The sequence below is a fragment of the Clostridium sp. genome (assembly GCF_016650035.1).
In the GTDB taxonomy this organism is placed as follows: Bacteria; Bacillota; Clostridia; order Clostridiales; family Clostridiaceae; genus Clostridium_AD.
On sequence record NZ_JAENWM010000035.1, the window covers coordinates 21,019 to 37,617 of the forward strand.

At 29.8% G+C, this 16,599-nt stretch carries 17 protein-coding genes; 10 read left to right on the forward strand and 7 right to left on the reverse strand.

The features are described 5' to 3' along the window. Position 1: 1 nt before the first annotated feature. A complete protein-coding gene (locus JJD95_RS10035) occupies positions 2-190 on the reverse strand; it encodes a hypothetical protein (RefSeq protein WP_291642879.1) in 189 nt (62 codons plus the stop codon). 188 nt (positions 191-378) lie between these two features. On the opposite strand from JJD95_RS10035, the gene JJD95_RS10040 reads away from it, so the two are divergent. Further along, entirely contained in the window at positions 379-924 is a 546-nt protein-coding gene (locus JJD95_RS10040) for a hypothetical protein (protein ID WP_291642880.1), read from the forward strand. Between the two features lie 48 nt (positions 925-972). Here JJD95_RS10040 and JJD95_RS10045 read toward each other — a convergent pair whose 3' ends face one another. The 3 genes from JJD95_RS10045 to pgmB all read right to left on the reverse strand — a co-directional run bounded on the left by JJD95_RS10045 (position 973) and on the right by pgmB (position 4,651). After that, positions 973-1,557 carry a protein kinase gene (locus JJD95_RS10045; protein ID WP_367114801.1) on the reverse strand — a complete coding sequence of 195 codons (585 nt, stop codon included), beginning with the start codon at positions 1,555-1,557 and terminating at the stop codon, positions 973-975. 90 nt (positions 1,558-1,647) lie between these two features. After that, positions 1,648-3,954, reverse strand: coding sequence for a family 65 glycosyl hydrolase domain-containing protein (locus JJD95_RS10050; RefSeq protein ID WP_291642882.1), 2,307 nt, complete (start codon positions 3,952-3,954; stop codon positions 1,648-1,650). A 49-nt stretch (positions 3,955-4,003) separates the two neighbouring features. Continuing rightward, positions 4,004-4,651, reverse strand: coding sequence for a beta-phosphoglucomutase (gene pgmB / locus JJD95_RS10055; protein ID WP_291642883.1), 648 nt, complete (start codon positions 4,649-4,651; stop codon positions 4,004-4,006). A 371-nt stretch (positions 4,652-5,022) separates the two neighbouring features. Between pgmB and JJD95_RS10060 the strand changes: the two genes are divergently transcribed. The 3 genes from JJD95_RS10060 (at position 5,023) to JJD95_RS10070 (ending at position 9,335) form a co-directional block, all read left to right on the forward strand. Continuing rightward, a complete protein-coding gene (locus JJD95_RS10060; protein ID WP_291642884.1) occupies positions 5,023-6,021 on the forward strand; it encodes a LacI family DNA-binding transcriptional regulator in 999 nt (332 codons plus the stop codon). A 116-nt stretch (positions 6,022-6,137) separates the two neighbouring features. Further along, positions 6,138-8,027, forward strand: a complete 1,890-nt coding sequence (gene pulA / locus JJD95_RS10065; protein WP_291642885.1) for a type I pullulanase — start codon at positions 6,138-6,140, stop codon at positions 8,025-8,027. Between the two features lie 153 nt (positions 8,028-8,180). Next, positions 8,181-9,335: a metallophosphoesterase gene (locus JJD95_RS10070; protein WP_291642886.1), complete on the forward strand. Its 1,155-nt coding sequence runs from the start codon at positions 8,181-8,183 to the stop codon at positions 9,333-9,335. Positions 9,336-9,461: 126 nt separating this feature from the next. On the opposite strand, the gene JJD95_RS10075 is transcribed toward JJD95_RS10070, so the two are convergent. Further along, positions 9,462-9,644 carry a hypothetical protein gene (locus JJD95_RS10075; RefSeq protein WP_291642887.1) on the reverse strand — a complete coding sequence of 61 codons (183 nt, stop codon included), beginning with the start codon at positions 9,642-9,644 and terminating at the stop codon, positions 9,462-9,464. A 691-nt stretch (positions 9,645-10,335) separates the two neighbouring features. Next, complete coding sequence (locus JJD95_RS10080) at positions 10,336-10,551, reverse strand: YwbE family protein (RefSeq protein WP_291642888.1); 216 nt, start codon at positions 10,549-10,551, stop codon at positions 10,336-10,338. A gap of 154 nt (positions 10,552-10,705) precedes the next feature. Between JJD95_RS10080 and JJD95_RS10085 the strand changes: the two genes are divergently transcribed. The 6 genes from JJD95_RS10085 to JJD95_RS10110 all read left to right on the forward strand — a co-directional run bounded on the left by JJD95_RS10085 (position 10,706) and on the right by JJD95_RS10110 (position 16,232). Beyond that, complete coding sequence (locus tag JJD95_RS10085; RefSeq protein WP_291642889.1) at positions 10,706-11,410, forward strand: hypothetical protein; 705 nt, start codon at positions 10,706-10,708, stop codon at positions 11,408-11,410. 191 nt (positions 11,411-11,601) lie between these two features. Beyond that, a complete protein-coding gene (locus JJD95_RS10090) occupies positions 11,602-11,760 on the forward strand; it encodes a hypothetical protein (protein WP_291642890.1) in 159 nt (52 codons plus the stop codon). A 242-nt stretch (positions 11,761-12,002) separates the two neighbouring features. Continuing rightward, positions 12,003-12,875, forward strand: coding sequence for an ATP-binding protein (locus tag JJD95_RS10095; protein WP_291642891.1), 873 nt, complete (start codon positions 12,003-12,005; stop codon positions 12,873-12,875). 236 nt (positions 12,876-13,111) lie between these two features. Beyond that, positions 13,112-14,272: an efflux RND transporter periplasmic adaptor subunit gene (locus JJD95_RS10100; RefSeq protein WP_291642892.1), complete on the forward strand. Its 1,161-nt coding sequence runs from the start codon at positions 13,112-13,114 to the stop codon at positions 14,270-14,272. 42 nt (positions 14,273-14,314) lie between these two features. Beyond that, entirely contained in the window at positions 14,315-15,007 is a 693-nt protein-coding gene (locus JJD95_RS10105) for an ABC transporter ATP-binding protein (RefSeq protein ID WP_291642893.1), read from the forward strand. Positions 15,008-15,020: 13 nt separating this feature from the next. Beyond that, positions 15,021-16,232: an ABC transporter permease gene (locus JJD95_RS10110; RefSeq protein ID WP_291642894.1), complete on the forward strand. Its 1,212-nt coding sequence runs from the start codon at positions 15,021-15,023 to the stop codon at positions 16,230-16,232. A 17-nt stretch (positions 16,233-16,249) separates the two neighbouring features. Here the strand turns inward: JJD95_RS10110 and JJD95_RS10115 are convergent, their stop codons facing one another. Further along, positions 16,250-16,522 carry a hypothetical protein gene (locus tag JJD95_RS10115; protein ID WP_291642895.1) on the reverse strand — a complete coding sequence of 91 codons (273 nt, stop codon included), beginning with the start codon at positions 16,520-16,522 and terminating at the stop codon, positions 16,250-16,252. Positions 16,523-16,599 lie beyond the last annotated feature (77 nt).

The window sequence follows — 16,599 nt, forward strand, 5'->3', positions numbered from 1 at the left end:
ATTATATCTCCATTTTAACTATTTTTTTTATTGATTCTTCTTCTACTAGCTCACTTTTACTGAGTCCTTTTCTAAAATACCTTATTTGTTTATATTTAATTCCTTTCATTTCAAAATCCAATACATCAATTCTGTCCCCTTTATAAATAACAGCTTGTTTACTACCTTTTAAATATACATGTACTTCCATAGTTCTATTTTTGCTGTAGTGTAGCAGCTACTCCTTTCTTGAATTTGTAATTATTTAAACGCACTATCAAAATTATAATGTTATTATTTACATTTATCAAGAAAAAATAAGTAGGAAATTTAATAATAGTTAACAATTTATTTATATTCAGAATATAATATAAATAAGACTAGTAGTAGGTGGTTAAAATGTACACTGATAGCTTTTTATTAGAATCTAATATAGATTTACTTGTAAAAGGAGATAAAAAAATGATTTGTAAAGAGTATTTATTAGATGCCAATATAGTTATAAAAGTGTGGAATAAATATCCTGATTTACTCGATTCTATTGAAACTACAGACTATATCGATTTTAAAATATCTCAGGATATAGCTGGAGAGTTGTCCGTAAAAGAGTATGTAAAATTCAATAAAGATTTCGTATTATCAACTAAATTTATGAAGTTGTTAGGGCATATTATAACTAACACAGGTGATAGTTATACTGAAAAATCTGGAGAAAGTGATTTTATTAAATATGAGCAGAACAGAAATATCTATTTTAATAATGGAGATAAAATTTCTATAAATGATTATAGTTTAATCAGTATTTGCGAAAAGAATGAAGATTATACGCTTGTAACTGAGGATAAAAGAATGATGCGAAACGCAAAAATTATATTAGATTCTTCAAGGGTGCTAAACTTCGAACAATTTTTAGATGAATTAAGACAACTAGGTGTGCTACAATAGCAAAATAATATAAGAGACTGCAATTTATATAAATTGCAGTCTCTTATATTATTTTATATTTTTTTCTAAATACTGTTTAAATCTAAAGTTCCATAATTTATAAATTTCAAAATCTTGTGTTCGAACTACGGTCAAAAACTCTTCTATTACACCTAATCTATTTAGACCTTTCATAAGGTGCCTTGGGTAAATAACTTTTTTAGAATAATTGTTTTTTGGATCAATTACCGTAATAGAGAAATCCTCTTTTAAGTATAAATCTTTACATCTAATATCTAGTTTGTTAAACTTAAGTTTCTTAAATTCTTTAATAAGCTTTACTATATTGCAAGATATTTCGCTATTGATACCATGTCTCTTAATGTATTTATCTAGGCGTACACCACATGCATAATCTCTTATAATATAGTAAGAGCCATGTTCATGAATTTTAGGAAAGTATTTACTTTTACTGGTTCTCATAAAAATATTGTATTCCGTCTCACAAATTCTTTTGTTTTTAAAAATCTTAATTACTTTGTTGTCGGGGAGTAAGTAAACTATTCCATTATGACCGGAGCCTAAAAACTCTGCTGTTCTAAGTATTTTTTCAACTCTACTATTTAATCTAATATAATAATTTGTATCCTGAATCATATTATCCTCTTCTTTATAATTATATTATTACATTATATGATAGGAGTCTATGAAATATAAGTTGAAAATTTTTATAAATATATTTTATTAGATTGTAATTTGGAGTGAACTATTTGCACTTAAGCTGTAGTCACTCTTAAACACTGATAAATTCACATCTATGTTATTTTCATTTTGGATTTCAAGAAGCGTTTTAGTAAATTTAATCTTCAAAAGTGCACCTCTAAACATTATTTTAAAAGAACATGAGCTCCAATGCTGAGGAATGGATGGATTTAAAATAAGTTTATTATCTTTAACTCTGAGTCCTCCAAAACCATGTACTACTGCCATCCAAGTTCCTGCCATACTAGTGGTGTGGCAGCCGTCCTTTGTGTCATTGTTATAATTATCAAGGTCAAGTCTAGAGGCCCTTAAATACATTTCATAAGCTTTATCATAATTTCCAATTCTCGCTGCTAAAATAGTATGAATGCAAGGGGACAGGGAAGACTCGTGTACTGTTCTAGCCTCGTAAAAATCATAATTTCTTTTAATCGTATCAGTATCGTATTCATCTTCAAATAAGTAAATGCCTTGAAGTACATCTGCTTGTTTTATAAAACATGAGCGTAGTATTCTATCCCATGACCATTTTTGATTTAATGGTAAGTGTTTTTTATCTAGGTCCACAACTAATATCTGCTCTTTATCCATATACCCGTCTTGTTGAAGAAAAATTCCAAGTTTTTCATCAAAAGGAGAGTACATATTTTGAATAATATCCTTCCAATTAGTTAGCTCATATTCTTTAAAATTAATTTTTTTAACTAGGTCATTAAATTTTTCAAGTTCATTTTCAGTTAAATAATTTATAACTTCCAGGGTATACTTTAAAGTCCAACAGGCAATTTTATTAGTATACCAATTGTTATTTACATTATTTTCATATTCATTAGGCCCAGTGACGCCTAAAATCACATATTTATTTTTGCGTTCTGAAAAAGTAGCTCGTTGAGCCCAAAATCTTGATATGGCTACTAGTACCTCAAAACTAAATTCGGAAAGACATGACTTATCTCCAGTGTAGTTCACATAATTATATATAGCATATGCTATAGCACCATTTCTATGGATTTCTTCAAAGGTTATTTCCCATTCGTTATGGCATTCTTCGCCATTCATTGTTACCATAGGATACAGAGCGGCTCCATTTGTAAAACCTAGCTTCTCAGCATTTGCTATGGCTTTTTGTAAGTGTTTGTATCTGTATAATAAAAGGGATTTAGATACTTTTTCATCAGAAGTACTTAAGTAAAATGGAATGCAGTAAGCTTCAGTGTCCCAGTAAGTGCTTCCACCATATTTTTCACCGGTGAAACCTTTTGGACCTATATTCAGCCTAGGATCTTCACCTGTATATGTTTGATTCAATTGAAATATATTAAATCTAATACCTTGCTGCGCTGACACATCACCCTCGATAGCTATGTCGCTACCTTTCCATTTTTCACTCCAAGAATTGGATTGCTCTTTTAATAATATTTCAAATCCATCTTTTTTAGCTTTGTTTAAATTTTCTTTAGTTATTCCAATCAACTCTGATACTTCAAAATATCTTGATGAGGTATTTGCAACATATTTATATATTATAATTTCATCATTTTCACTACAATGAATTAAAGCAGTATTAGATACATATTTTTCACTTTGGGTGAGTGTTACAATTGGGTTTATTAGTTCACCATTTTTTGTTAATTCATAGGCCATATATGTGCAAATGTGAAAATCTAATTTCTTAGTCTTTAACATTAAAAATGCTTCATAAGGTTTAGTTTCTTTAGCAATCTCATCCCAAAACTTCTCAGCATAATTGGAATCGGAATTTACAACATCTCCATCTAGATAAGGTGTAATCTCTAATTTGCCATTAAAATTCAAAGGTTTTATAGAATACTTAATTGCTCCTATTTCACCACGGGTCATACTAATAAATCTTTTAGTGTTTACTCTAACCTCATTTCCATTTGCAAGTAAAGCTACAAAGCTTCTTTCTAAATATCCTTCTTTCATATTTAAAACCCTGTCAAATTCTTTTACTGCGCACTTAGAAAGATCCAAAGAAATATCATTAATTTTAATGTTTATACCAATCCAATTTGTTGAGTTTAAAACCTTAGCAAAATACTCTGGGTAGCCATTTTTCCACCATCCAACTCTTGTTTTGTCAGGGTAGTAAACTCCTGCTATATAATTTCCCTGAAGGGAAGAACCACTGTATTCTTCTTCAAAATTAGCTCTTTGTCCCATGTATCCGTTACCTAAGCTGAATATACTCTCGGATATTTCATTGCTATCATCACTAAATCCTTGTTCAATAATATTCCACTCATCTAATTTATAATAGTGTTCCATTAAAAATCCTCCTAGTTATTATATGTAAAAAACCACAGAAATTATCAAGTTATAATTTCAATTTCTCAAAAGTAATATCAGTAAAGCCGGAAAAAACTAAATCGGCTTTTTTTAGTATACTCTTAGAACCTATGCCAATGCAATGCATTCCTGCATTAACGGCAGCTTCAACGCCTGCTTCTGCATCTTCAAATACAATGCACTGACTAGGTAACACCTTAAGTGCCTCAGCACCTTTCAAAAAGACTTCCGGATCAGGTTTTGCTTTAGAAACTTTTGTGCCGTCAATTATTGCATCGAAATAATGGGTTAAATTCAATTTATTAAGAATAAGCATAGAGTTCTTACTTGCAGAACCCAATGCGATTTTTATATTATTTGCTTTAGTGCTTTCAATAAATGTGATAACACCAGGTAAAATATCTTCTGGGGTTAATTTTGATATATATTCCACATACCAATCATTCTTTTTTTGTGCTGCTTCAAATTTGGTATCATCATTTAATGTAGTATCGCCTATCTCTAATATAATGTCCAATGATTGCATTCTACTTACACCTTTTAATCGTTCATTATCTTCTATAGAAAATTCTATATTCAGTTCTTCTGCAAGTCTCTTCCAGGCTAAATAATGATATTTTGCAGTATCAACCAATACTCCGTCTAAATCAAATATAATTGCTTTAATGCTTCCCATAATGTCCTCCTCGATTTTTATGTTGCTACTATAGAAATAAATTAATTACTAAAATCTTAAATTTTAATCTAACACTACTATAATAATATAAAATTATGCATTTGTGAATGCGTTTGCATAAATAAAGTATTAATTTTTTAAGTATGCAATTATTCTTACTGAAGAATAGGAAACTTTGGTCAAATCAATTATTATAAGGTAACAATAAAAGAATTATAAAAGATTACCCATATAAAATAATATTGTTATTGACAGAATATGAACTATGAGTTTATAATCAATCTTGTTAGAATTTGCAATCGGTTGCACAATAACAAATTTAACATTATAATTAAGGTAGAATATTAGTTGAAGGTAGGAAGTGAATCTTTATGGCAATAACTATAAGAGAAGTAGCAAAAAAGGCAAATGTTTCACCATCGACGGTTTCAAGAGTACTTGCGGATAATCCTAAAATTAGTGATGCAACAAAAAAAATCGTCTATAAAGTAATGAAGGAAATGAATTATCATCCTAATGCAATAGCTAGGAGTTTAGTTAGCAAAACAACTAAGACTATAGGACTTATTTTGCCAAACACTGATGAAGATTTATTTGTTAACCCTTTTTTTATACAAATTATGAGAGGCATAAGTCATTATGCCCAAAAAAAAGGGTATTACATTATGTACACGTACAGTAATAATGAAAATCAAGAAGTAGAATATATAGCCAGTCTAATGAATAGTAGAAGAGTTGATGGAATTATTTTGCCAATAGTAAGAAAAGATGACAAATGCATAGCTTACTTAAAAGAAGCGAATTATCCCTTTGTAGTAATTGGTAAACCAGAAGATACTGAAGGGATTTTATGGGTCGATAATGATAATTTTCATGCCATGTACAGCGTTGTTAGTTATCTTATACAAAAGGGTGATAGGAAAATTGCATTTATTGGAGGTTCACCTACTCTTAATGTAACTATAAATAGGTTAGAAGGGTATAAAAAAGCTATGGAGAATGCAGGCCTTAAAATTGATGAAAATATGATACAATTAACAGACTTTACTGAAACTCACGGCTATGATGCTATGAAAAAAATCTTGTGTAAGTCTAATCCCACAGCTGTTGTTACCACAGATGATTTAATTGCATTTGGTGCTTCAAAAGCTATAAGTGAAATCTCAGAGCAGCATATTTCTATTGTTGGTTTTAATAACACGCCACTAGCCGCCTTTCGAAAACCTTCACTTTCTTCAGTGGATATTAATTCTGAAGAATTAGGTTATTTTGCAGTTAAGTTATTAATAAACAAATTAGAAAACGTAAAAGAAGATATCAGTAATTATATTATTGATACAAAACTAGTTGAAAGAGAATCAACTAAATAACTCTAGATTTCTAGGGTTATTTTTTTAAGGCTACTTACATACTATGAATAAAATAGCTCTTATTACAAGAAATATTTATTCTACTTCATAAAGATTTTAAGGAGAGAGATTTGATAATGGGAATAATGTTAGAAAGTAAAGAGTCCACCTATAATGGTAATGATTTAGGAGCAGTTTATACACCTTTTAAGACAATATTTAAAGTTTGGGCACCTACCGTAGAAAAAATTACTGTATTAGTTTATGAAAATTTCGAAGATGACAAAAGACAAGAATATGAAATGACAAAGGTAGATAGTGGAATTTGGGAGCTTGTGCTTATGGGAGATTTTAAAAATAAATATTTTAATTATTTAGTATTGAAAGATGGAGTGCAAAAGGAAACACCAGATCTCTACTCTAAGGGCGCAAGTGCTAATGGTAAAAGGGGTATGATTGTTGACTTTTCTTCTATAAATCCTGAAAATTGGGAAAATCATAAAAGACCTGTTGGGATTAACAGAACAGAGGCAATAATATATGAAGTTCATGTAAGGGATTTTTCAGTAGATCCGGACTCTGGAATTAAAAATAAAGGGAAATATTTGGCTTTTACTGAAAAAAACACTAAAACTCTTGAAGGTGTTGCTACAGGACTTGACCATCTTAAAGATTTAGGAATAACCCATGTTCATTTAATGCCTGTTTATGACTTTGCAAGTGTGGATGAAACTAAAGATGATTATAATTGGGGCTATGATCCTTATTTATATAATGTGGTGGAAGGGTCTTATGCTACTGATGCTAGGGATGGCACAATAAGGATTAGGGAGTTTAAGACTATGGTTAAAACATTACATGAAAATGGGATTAGTGTAATTATGGATGTTGTCTATAATCACACCTTTGCTATAGAAAATTCACCAATGGATATATTGGCACCAGAATATTATTATAGGCGAGATTACCAAGGTAATTATACTAATGGTTCAGGTTGTGGGAATGAAACTGCCTCTGAGAAGCCAATGATGAGAAAATTTATGGTGGATAGTATTAAATTTTGGGCTGAGGAATATAAAATAGATGGGTTTAGATTTGATCTAATGGCTCTTCACGATATTGATACAATGAAAGAAATTGAAAGGCAGCTAAAAATAATTAATTCAAATATTATTATTTATGGCGAACCTTGGACCGGCGGCCAATCATCTTTAGCAACTTCATTGCAATTTAGAAAAGGAAGTCAAAAGGATATGCAGGTATCTGTATTTAACGACAATCTCCGAAATGCACTAAAAGGAGATAATGACGGAACGCAAATAGGTTTTGTAAGTGGGGGAGAAGGCCTTGAGATAGAAGTTAAAAAGGGGATTGTGGGTAGCATTAAATATAGCAATGATATATCTGATTTCGCTAAGGAGCCTGGAGAAACCATTAATTATGTAAGTGCGCATGATAATTTATGCTTATACGATAAAATAAAAAAAAGTAATGATAATAATACGGAGTTTGAAAGAGAAAAAATGAATAGGTTAGCACTTTCTATAATTCTTACTTCTCAAGGAATTCCTTTTATTCAGGGGGGAACAGAAATATTAAGGACAAAACAAGGAAATCATAATACCTATAATTCAGGGGATGCTATTAATGAAATACATTGGAGTAAAAAAGCTGAATGCACAGAAACTTATAAATACATTAAAGGTTTAATTGATTTAAGAAAAAGCCAAAAGGTTATGACTTTAGACAGTGCAGAGGAAGTAAGAAAAGCTTTGATATTCCTCCAAGCACCACTTAATTGTGTGGCTTATGAATTAACATCTCCATTTAAAGATGATTATAGTAAATTAATAATAATTCATAATTCTAATAATAAACCTATAAAAGTAACATTACCTGATGAAAGTGCATGGAAAGTTTTAGCCAATGAACACGAAGTAGATAAAGCTGGTTTAAGTAAAGGTACCATAATTTGTATTAATGAAGTAACAGTTCCTTCTATTTCTACCTATATATTATGTAAATAAACATAAAAGAGACGACCTAAAATTGTCTCTTTTATGTTTATTAATTAAATACTCATCTTAATCCATAGACCTAAGGAGTAATAATTAGTATAATTAGATGATATATAATATCAGAACATTACTAATATCGAAGTTTAGAGGAGTAATAGACAAATGATATATTTCCAAATATTTTTTTCTTTCCTGATTTTCATTATAGCCAATATTTATGTTGGTAAAAAAGGGTGGCTACTTGTAAATAGAGTAATACCTAAAATAAGTATTTATTTATATTGTGTGCTGTTTGTTTTTATTTCAATCTCTTTCGTAACAGGTAGACTTTCTAAAAATAAGGTTCCACATTTTTTTGAAAAGTTTCTTAATATTGTAGGAGCATACTGGATGGCAGCATTTTTATATTTTATAATACTTCTAGGAGCCATAGATATTATAAAATTGATTTTAGGAATAAAGCAGTTTTCATTTATAAACACAGATACCTTACAAAAAATATATTCTATGTCTAATATTTTTGCGCTTGTTATTGTATCTATTTTGCTCGTGTATGGAACATACAATGCAACAAATCTAAAAACAACAAATTATGCATTAAAAATTAATAAGGATGCAGGGAAATTAAAAAAAATAAATATTGTAATGCTTTCCGATTTACACCTTGGTGACATTGTTGATAAGCAAAGACTTTCAAAGATTGTAATTGAAATAAACAAATTAAAACCAGATATAGTAATACTAGCCGGGGATATTATTGATGATTATATACAACCTTTTATAGATCAAGATATGGGCAAGGAATTTAAAAAAATAGAATCTAAATATGGGGTTTATGCTGCTTTTGGTAACCATGAATATTATGGGGGATCAATAGATAAAATTGTTTATGAATATGAAAATTCCGCAGGATTTAATATATTAAGGGACAAGACAGTGGAAATAGATAATAGCTTTTACCTTGTGGGAAGAGAAGATATCTCCTACGAAAGATATGCTAAAACAAAACGAAAAAGTATAGAGGAATTATTAAAGGATACGGATAAGCTTTTACCTATTATTGTAATAGATCATCAACCTACAAATCTTAGCCAGGGAGAAAAAGCTGGAGTAGATCTTCAATTCTCAGGGCATACTCACAAAGGTCAATTGCTACCAGCTAATATAATTACTAAAAAGATATATGAAAATGATTTCGGATTACTTACGAAAGGTTCATATAATGTTGTTGTTTCAAGTGGAGTTGGAACCTGGGGACCGCCTATAAGAATAGGATCTTCTTCAGAAATTGTTCAAGTAGAACTGGAATTTAAATAATAATCTTAATGGAAATTTTAGTTAGATCCAAAACAATGAAAAGCCTACAATTTTTATATTGCAGGCTTTTCTACTTTATTGTAATTAATATAAGAAACATTGATTTCTTTAGTTTAATAACAAACTTTAAGGTTCTATCTCAATATAAGCGATTGCTTTTTTGTTAAAGAGATATTTTTTACCCATAGTATTGACCTCATGAGGCCTAGAGTTTTCAAAATTATAAAACCAACTTTTAAATGTATCACTTTCTGATTGTTTCAAATCGAGTAATTCTTTGTCACCACTAATAAAAGAAATCGTTAACATTATATGCACGCCCTTTCATGTACAGAATATTCTGTTCTTATACTTATTCTATACATGAAAGAAATTTCCTCTATTTATAATCTTATTTATTTAAAAATATTCTATAATCATTTCAAATTCAATTATATTCACAGTTAAAATTTAACAAATTTATAAAAGTAAAAAAAAAGAAACCTACACTAGGGTCTTAACAGTGATAGATTTGCTTTTTTATTTTTAGTCTAGACATTCTAAACATTCATTAATTACTTCTTCTGTAATTTCAACTAATTCGTCTTTTCTCATATAAACACCTCCTTGCTAGTTTATGTGGTCACAAAAATGCTTTTTGTACCAATAATATAATATCGTTGTATAACAAATCACGTTCTGTTATACGGGTTATCAGTAGGTTAATCAACAAAATTTTAATAGGGATTCATTAAGAAATTTTAGAATGAAAAGGGTGAAAACTTAAGAATTGTAAAATTCATTTCTTCTCGATTGTTAAGTGTTTTAATGATCCGTTTTGCTTGTGTTAGCAAATGTTTTATGATTTTGAAAATGTTTCGCATTACTAGGTAACTTTATAAATATATATCATATTGATTAGAATTGCAAGCTTTTTTTTATTTTCATATAATATAAAACCCAATTTATCATTAGAGTTAATGGTAAATTGGGCTTAAACTTCAAACTATTTTTTGTATTTTTATTTTGATATAATGGCTTGAACTCTTCCTACCTGGCCATCTTCGAGCATGACCTTAATACCCCTATGATGAACCGCTGAGTTTGTTAACAATCTTTTTACAACACCTCTAGTTAATTTATCTGTTCTTTGGTCTTTTTTTAATACAACGTCTACTGTAATACCAATAGGTATATTACTTCTTATTTGTCCTCTGTTATCATTTTGTGTATTCATTTAGTTGGTCTCCTTTAATTTTCATTTGATATATATACAAACAATACTCTAATTGTAACAGTCTTGTCAAAATATATTTAAAATTTTTTAATATTATGTAGTTCATACTAAAATTAAAGTTCAGAGAATGATGTAAAAAAACATGCTACTATGAATGAATAAAATAATTTTGTATGGTAAGTATATTGTAGAAACCACTTTTTTGAAAGGAGAAATTCGCATGCTACAATCAATTGCATTAATACCTGATAATCTTATAACTCCAATGATAACCTCTGTTGCTATTATAACTGGTACTATTTTAGGCGGGGTATTTAGCTGGCTTATAAATAAAAATTCCACTTATAAAGCAATTGAGATTCAAGGTAAAATTGAAAGAGATAAAAAAGAATATGAGAAGCAAAATAAAAATCTTAAGTTATGCGAGTATGCGGCTATTATAAGGTTAGATATTTGCACTACGCTATTTCAAAGTTTAAGAATGTTAAAAGAATTTGATAACAAGAATAAAAGTAATATTAATATTTATCCTATACCTATGAACTTTAACTATGCTGAAGCTATAGTGGCGTTACAAAAGATTTTGAATTTAAAAGAAATGAGCTATATATATCAATTATATGGGATTATAGAAAAGCTTAATAATGATACAAAAGGTTATCATTACGATGAAAGTAATTGCACTTTGATAAAAAATGATTATGAAATGTTTATTAAAAAGCTTTTCGGAAACAATTTTTTGGAGGCATTAGCTTATGACATAGATAATGTAACTTATGAAAATCTATATTATAATGATATTATAAAAGCGGGATATAAAAATGTACTAATTAAGTTAGATAGTATAGCTAATTACTAAATGTCTAGAAATATATATGATTATATTACAATATTAGATTGATATTTTAGGCAAACTAAGATAAACTGATTAGTAGAGAAAGCAACAAGTTAAGGTTGAGTGTAGAAAATAAAATGTAGAAATTATAAGTCAAAACATAAAATCTATAGTATTTAACATTCTTTGATTGGCTGCAAGAGGAGGAAATATTTATGTCAACTAATAATATTGAAATAATGAAAAAAATTATCGAAGAGAAGAACAAGAAAAGTTCTGAGCAGGGTTCTATATCAAGGCCAGATAAAGTAATTGGTAAAAAAATGAAAGCAGCAAGGAGCACTAAGAAAACTGGCGGTTTATTTGATAGATAGAATTATATGATTATTAATAACTTCATTAATGAGGTTATTTGCAAAGATAAATCAATAATTATAATAAAAAATGAGCCTCTTATTTTAGAGGTTCATTTTTTATATTAGATAAGGATTAGTTCTACAATAATTATTAAACGATAAAAAAGTATTAATAGTAATTTTGAAAAATCTACTGATGTTAAGTGCTAAATTCCTGTGAAATATATTATAATATTCAAATGTAAAAGAGAGGTGATTTTATGGAAACTATTGCTGGAGAAGGTTGTGAAATATTAGTACCACTTAATGAAAGAAAACCATTAGCTGAAATAGAGCGTAGCCTTATAACTGACTATAGAAAACCTATTTGGTCAAAATTTATTAAGGCTATAATTGACTATAAGTTAATTTGCGAAGGTGATAAAATTGCAGTAGCTATTTCGGGAGGTAAGGATAGTCTAATAATGGCAAAATTGCTCCAAGAGTTACAACTTCATGGTAAAGTTAATTTTGAACTCGAGTACATTGCAATGGATCCTGGTTATCATGCTAATATAAAGGAATTATTAATTGATAATTGTAAACATTTAAATATTCCTGTAAAAATATTTGAATCACGGGTCTTTGATATAATTGATAACATTGCAAAGGATTATCCTTGCTATATGTGCGCAAAAATGCGTCGGGGAGCTTTATATGCGAAGGCAGAAGAGCTAAAATGTAACAAACTTGCACTTGGCCATCACTTTAATGATGTAGTAGAAACCACAATGTTAAATATTCTTTACTCAGGGAATTTTAAGACCATGCTTCCAAAACTAAAATCTAAAAATTTTGATAGCATGGAATTGATCAGGCCACTTTATTATATTGAAGAAGAATATATTGAAGAGTTTACACGAAACAGTGGTATTTGGCCACTAAACTGCGCCTGCATGGTTGCAGCTAAAAAGATAGGAAACAAACGCAATGAAGTTAAAGATTTAGTTAAAGAGTTAAAGAAGAATTTTAGTGGTGTTGATAAATCTATCTTTAGAGCGGCACAAAATGTTAATATGGATTCTATATTGGGATGGCAAAAGAGCGGAGAGAAACATTTATATCTAGATTTTTATGATAAAGATGAAGATTAATCAATAGCAGTTGAACATTTTTTTTGTTCTTCTGCTACTTTTTTATAAATATTATTTCACGAGTTTTTAAATGTATTTTATAATTCTTTATTTTCCATGTATATTTTAGAAAAGTTTTAGAAAAGCTTTAGAAGAAGTTTATAACATTATTGTATAATATATATATCGAACAAAATTTGTAAGTATATTGATTTTGAAGTTTAATTTGGGTTGGGCATTTATAAGGAGGAGCAATGATGAAAAAGAAAACAGTAATTTACGGTTTAATTGTAGTAGGTATTTTAAGTGGTGTATTTTTAATAAGTGAAAAGAGAAAAAACAGTAAAATCACAACAGTAAAAACTGCTGTAGTTCAGGTAGGTGAACTTAAATCCTATATATCTACCACTGCAACAGTAAAATCAAAAGACAGTAAAGAATATTATGGTCTTCAAGCTAAAATTAAAACGGTTAATGTGTCAGTAGGGGACAAAGTTAAAATAGGTGACATATTAATAGGTTATGAAACTCAGGATTTGGCTTCAACAGTTAGCCAAGCACAAATTCAGTATGATAATGCAATACTATCGAAAAAAGATTTGTCTAATCAAAATGCTAGTATTAAAAGCAAAATCTCAGATTTAGATAAAGAAATTACAATTTTAGAAAAAAGTGAAAATCCTACAGATAAAGCAAAGCTAGAAACATCCAAACAGCAAAAGAATAGTTTATCTATGATTTCAGCTGAGAAATTAAAACAATCAGATAATGCTATAAAGTCAGCAGAGATATCATTAGCATCGGCAAAGCAAAATGTAGCGAATAATAAAAGCACAATTGTAGCCACAAACGCTGGAGTGGTAACAAAAGTTAACGCAATAGTAGGTTCTGTGGGAAATGGAATGGAAGCTGCCGTTGTAGTTCAAGCTTTAGAAGATTTAAAGGCAACTGCATCACTTGGTAAATATGATGCTAATAAGGTTAAAATGGGCCAAAAAGTTAACATTAAAAATGGAGTTAATACTTATAGTGGAACTATTTCATTTATAGATCCTGCAGCCAATAAAGCGGTGGGAGTAACTGGAAGCGAAATAACATTAGGAGTGGAAATAGACATTTTAGATAAAGCTCCTGATTTAAAGATAGATTTTGATGTAGATGTAGATATATTAGTGGAAGAAGTTGCAAAGGCTATTAAAATACCTTCAGAGGCGCTAAAGATAGAAAAAGGCAACAAATATTTAGTATACATTGTTAAAGAAGATATGGTTTCCGAACTTAAGGTAACAGTAGGAACGCAGTCTGATACTGAAGTTCAAATAACTAAAGGGGTTAAGACTGGTGATAAAGTTATATTAAATCCATCAACTTCAATTAAAGACGGCATAATTGTAAATGAGGCGGTACAGCAAAATTAGTTATATTTTATTTGCAGAAAGTTAATCCAAGGAGGAATACAAATGTTAGAAGTAATAGATCTTACAAAAAAATACATAACTGGAGACGTTGAAATTATAGCCTTAAATAATATTAGTTTAAAGATTGAAAAGGGAGAGTTTACTGCGATTATGGGGGCTTCTGGCTCTGGTAAATCTACTTTGATGAATATACTTGGGTGTCTTGATAAAATGAATAGTGGTAAGTACATTTTAAATGGAAAAGACATTTCGGTCCTCAGTGGTGATGAACTTGCCTATATTAGAAATAAAGAAATAGGATTTGTGTTTCAATCATTTAATCTTATTCCAAGAATTAGCTTACTTGATAATGTTCAGCTCCCTATGATGTACGCAGGAGTACCTTCGAAGGAAAGAAAGAAAAAAGCACTGCAAGCTCTTGAAAAAGTTGGCCTTTCTGATAGAGTAAATCATATGCCAAATGAAATATCTGGTGGACAAAAACAAAGAGCTGCGATAGCAAGAGCTATAGTTAATTCTCCTGCAGTACTAATGGCAGATGAACCTACTGGAAATCTTGATTCTAAGTCCTCAGAAGATATAATGAAGATATTTAAAGACTTGAATAACGAAGGATCTACAATACTCATGGTAACACATGAAAATGATATTGCAGACCATACAAATAGGATAATAAGGTTTAGAGATGGAGAAATCGTATCAGATTCAACTGTTAACAAACGAATTGTTTTATAAGGGGAGTGAGTGAATGAATATATTTGAAAGTGTAAAAACGGCCTTATCAAGTATAAAGGCAAATAAAATGAGAGCTTTCCTTACTATGCTTGGAATAATAATTGGTATAAGTTCAGTTATAACAATAGTATCGCTTGGTAAAGGAGGACAATTAGCTATCACAGGTGAATTTGAAAAATTGGGGGCTTCATCCGTTACAATTAGTGTAAGTGGCGAAAATGCTCAGTCAACAGATTTTATAACCTTAGAAGATGTTAAACAGCTAAAACAAAAAATAGAAAGCATTAAATATGCAAGTCCATCTTTTCAAGTAAGAGGTTCTGTTTTTTCTGAAAATAGTAGCAAAACTGCATTTATGAGGGGAGGATCACCCGACCTTGCATATATAAATAATACAGAGATTATTTTTGGAAGATATTTTAGTGAAAAGGAATATGAACAAGGAACAGCAGTAGGGATAATTGACGAAACGGATGCAATAACACTATTTGGTTATTCCGATGTTGTAGGTGAAAGCATTAAAGTAGGTCAGAATACACTAATTAAAAAGATGACTATTGTAGGTGTTGAGAAAGGAATAACTTCTCCTTTTGGAAACGGTGGAAATTCTGGTAAACCAATTATAATAACTTCTCCGGTAACCTTTTTGAGCAGGTTACAGTCCGATGAATTTAAAATAAGTTCTATGACTGTGATGGCAGATTCACAAGATAATAGCGAATCTGTGGGAAATGGAACAATAAATATGTTAGAATCAAGGCACAATAACAGAGGAAAGGAAATATATTCAGCAGATAATGCACTCGCAGTTCTCGAGCAAATTAACAGCGTTCTTGGAATATTCACATCATTCATAAGTGCTGTTGCGGCTATATCGCTACTGGTTGGTGGAATCGGCGTAATGAACATAATGCTTGTATCAGTTACAGAAAGAACAAGGGAAATAGGGATAAGAAAAGCAGTAGGCGCAACAACTAAAATAATACTAATGCAATTTTTAATTGAATCAGTTATTTTGTCCTCAATAGGAGGTATAATTGGACTTATACTCGGAATTGTTGGTGCAGAGATAATTGGTAGTTTTGCCGGGATAACACCCGTTGTATCTTTAACAGCCGTAGTAGGATCTATTTTGTTTTCTTCAGCAGTAGGTGTTTTCTTTGGGTTATACCCAGCTAAGAAAGCAGCAGAATTAGATCCAATTGATGCCCTTAGATATGAATAAAAATAGTGCCGGTGGCACTATTTTTCTTTTTCACCAAACTCTTCTATCATAAATTTATCAAAATGAATCTCATCTATAAAATTATTTTCATCAAAACTAGTTTTATGCCTTTTATTATATTCATTAATATTAGATTTTAGCCAGTAAGGTGTTGAAATATCAAATTTGTAACATAATTCTGTTATACAGATTTTTAAATTTTCTTGATAACTATCTTGGTCTTCAGACATTGCCACTTCATCCATTATCATTCTATTATCATTCATTATCTTGCCCCAAATTTTTAACATTTTTAACCTCCTTGCCTATGTTGAGCTTTCACGGAAACTCCTTAGCTCCTGTGATTACTCATTTTTAGCATCATTAA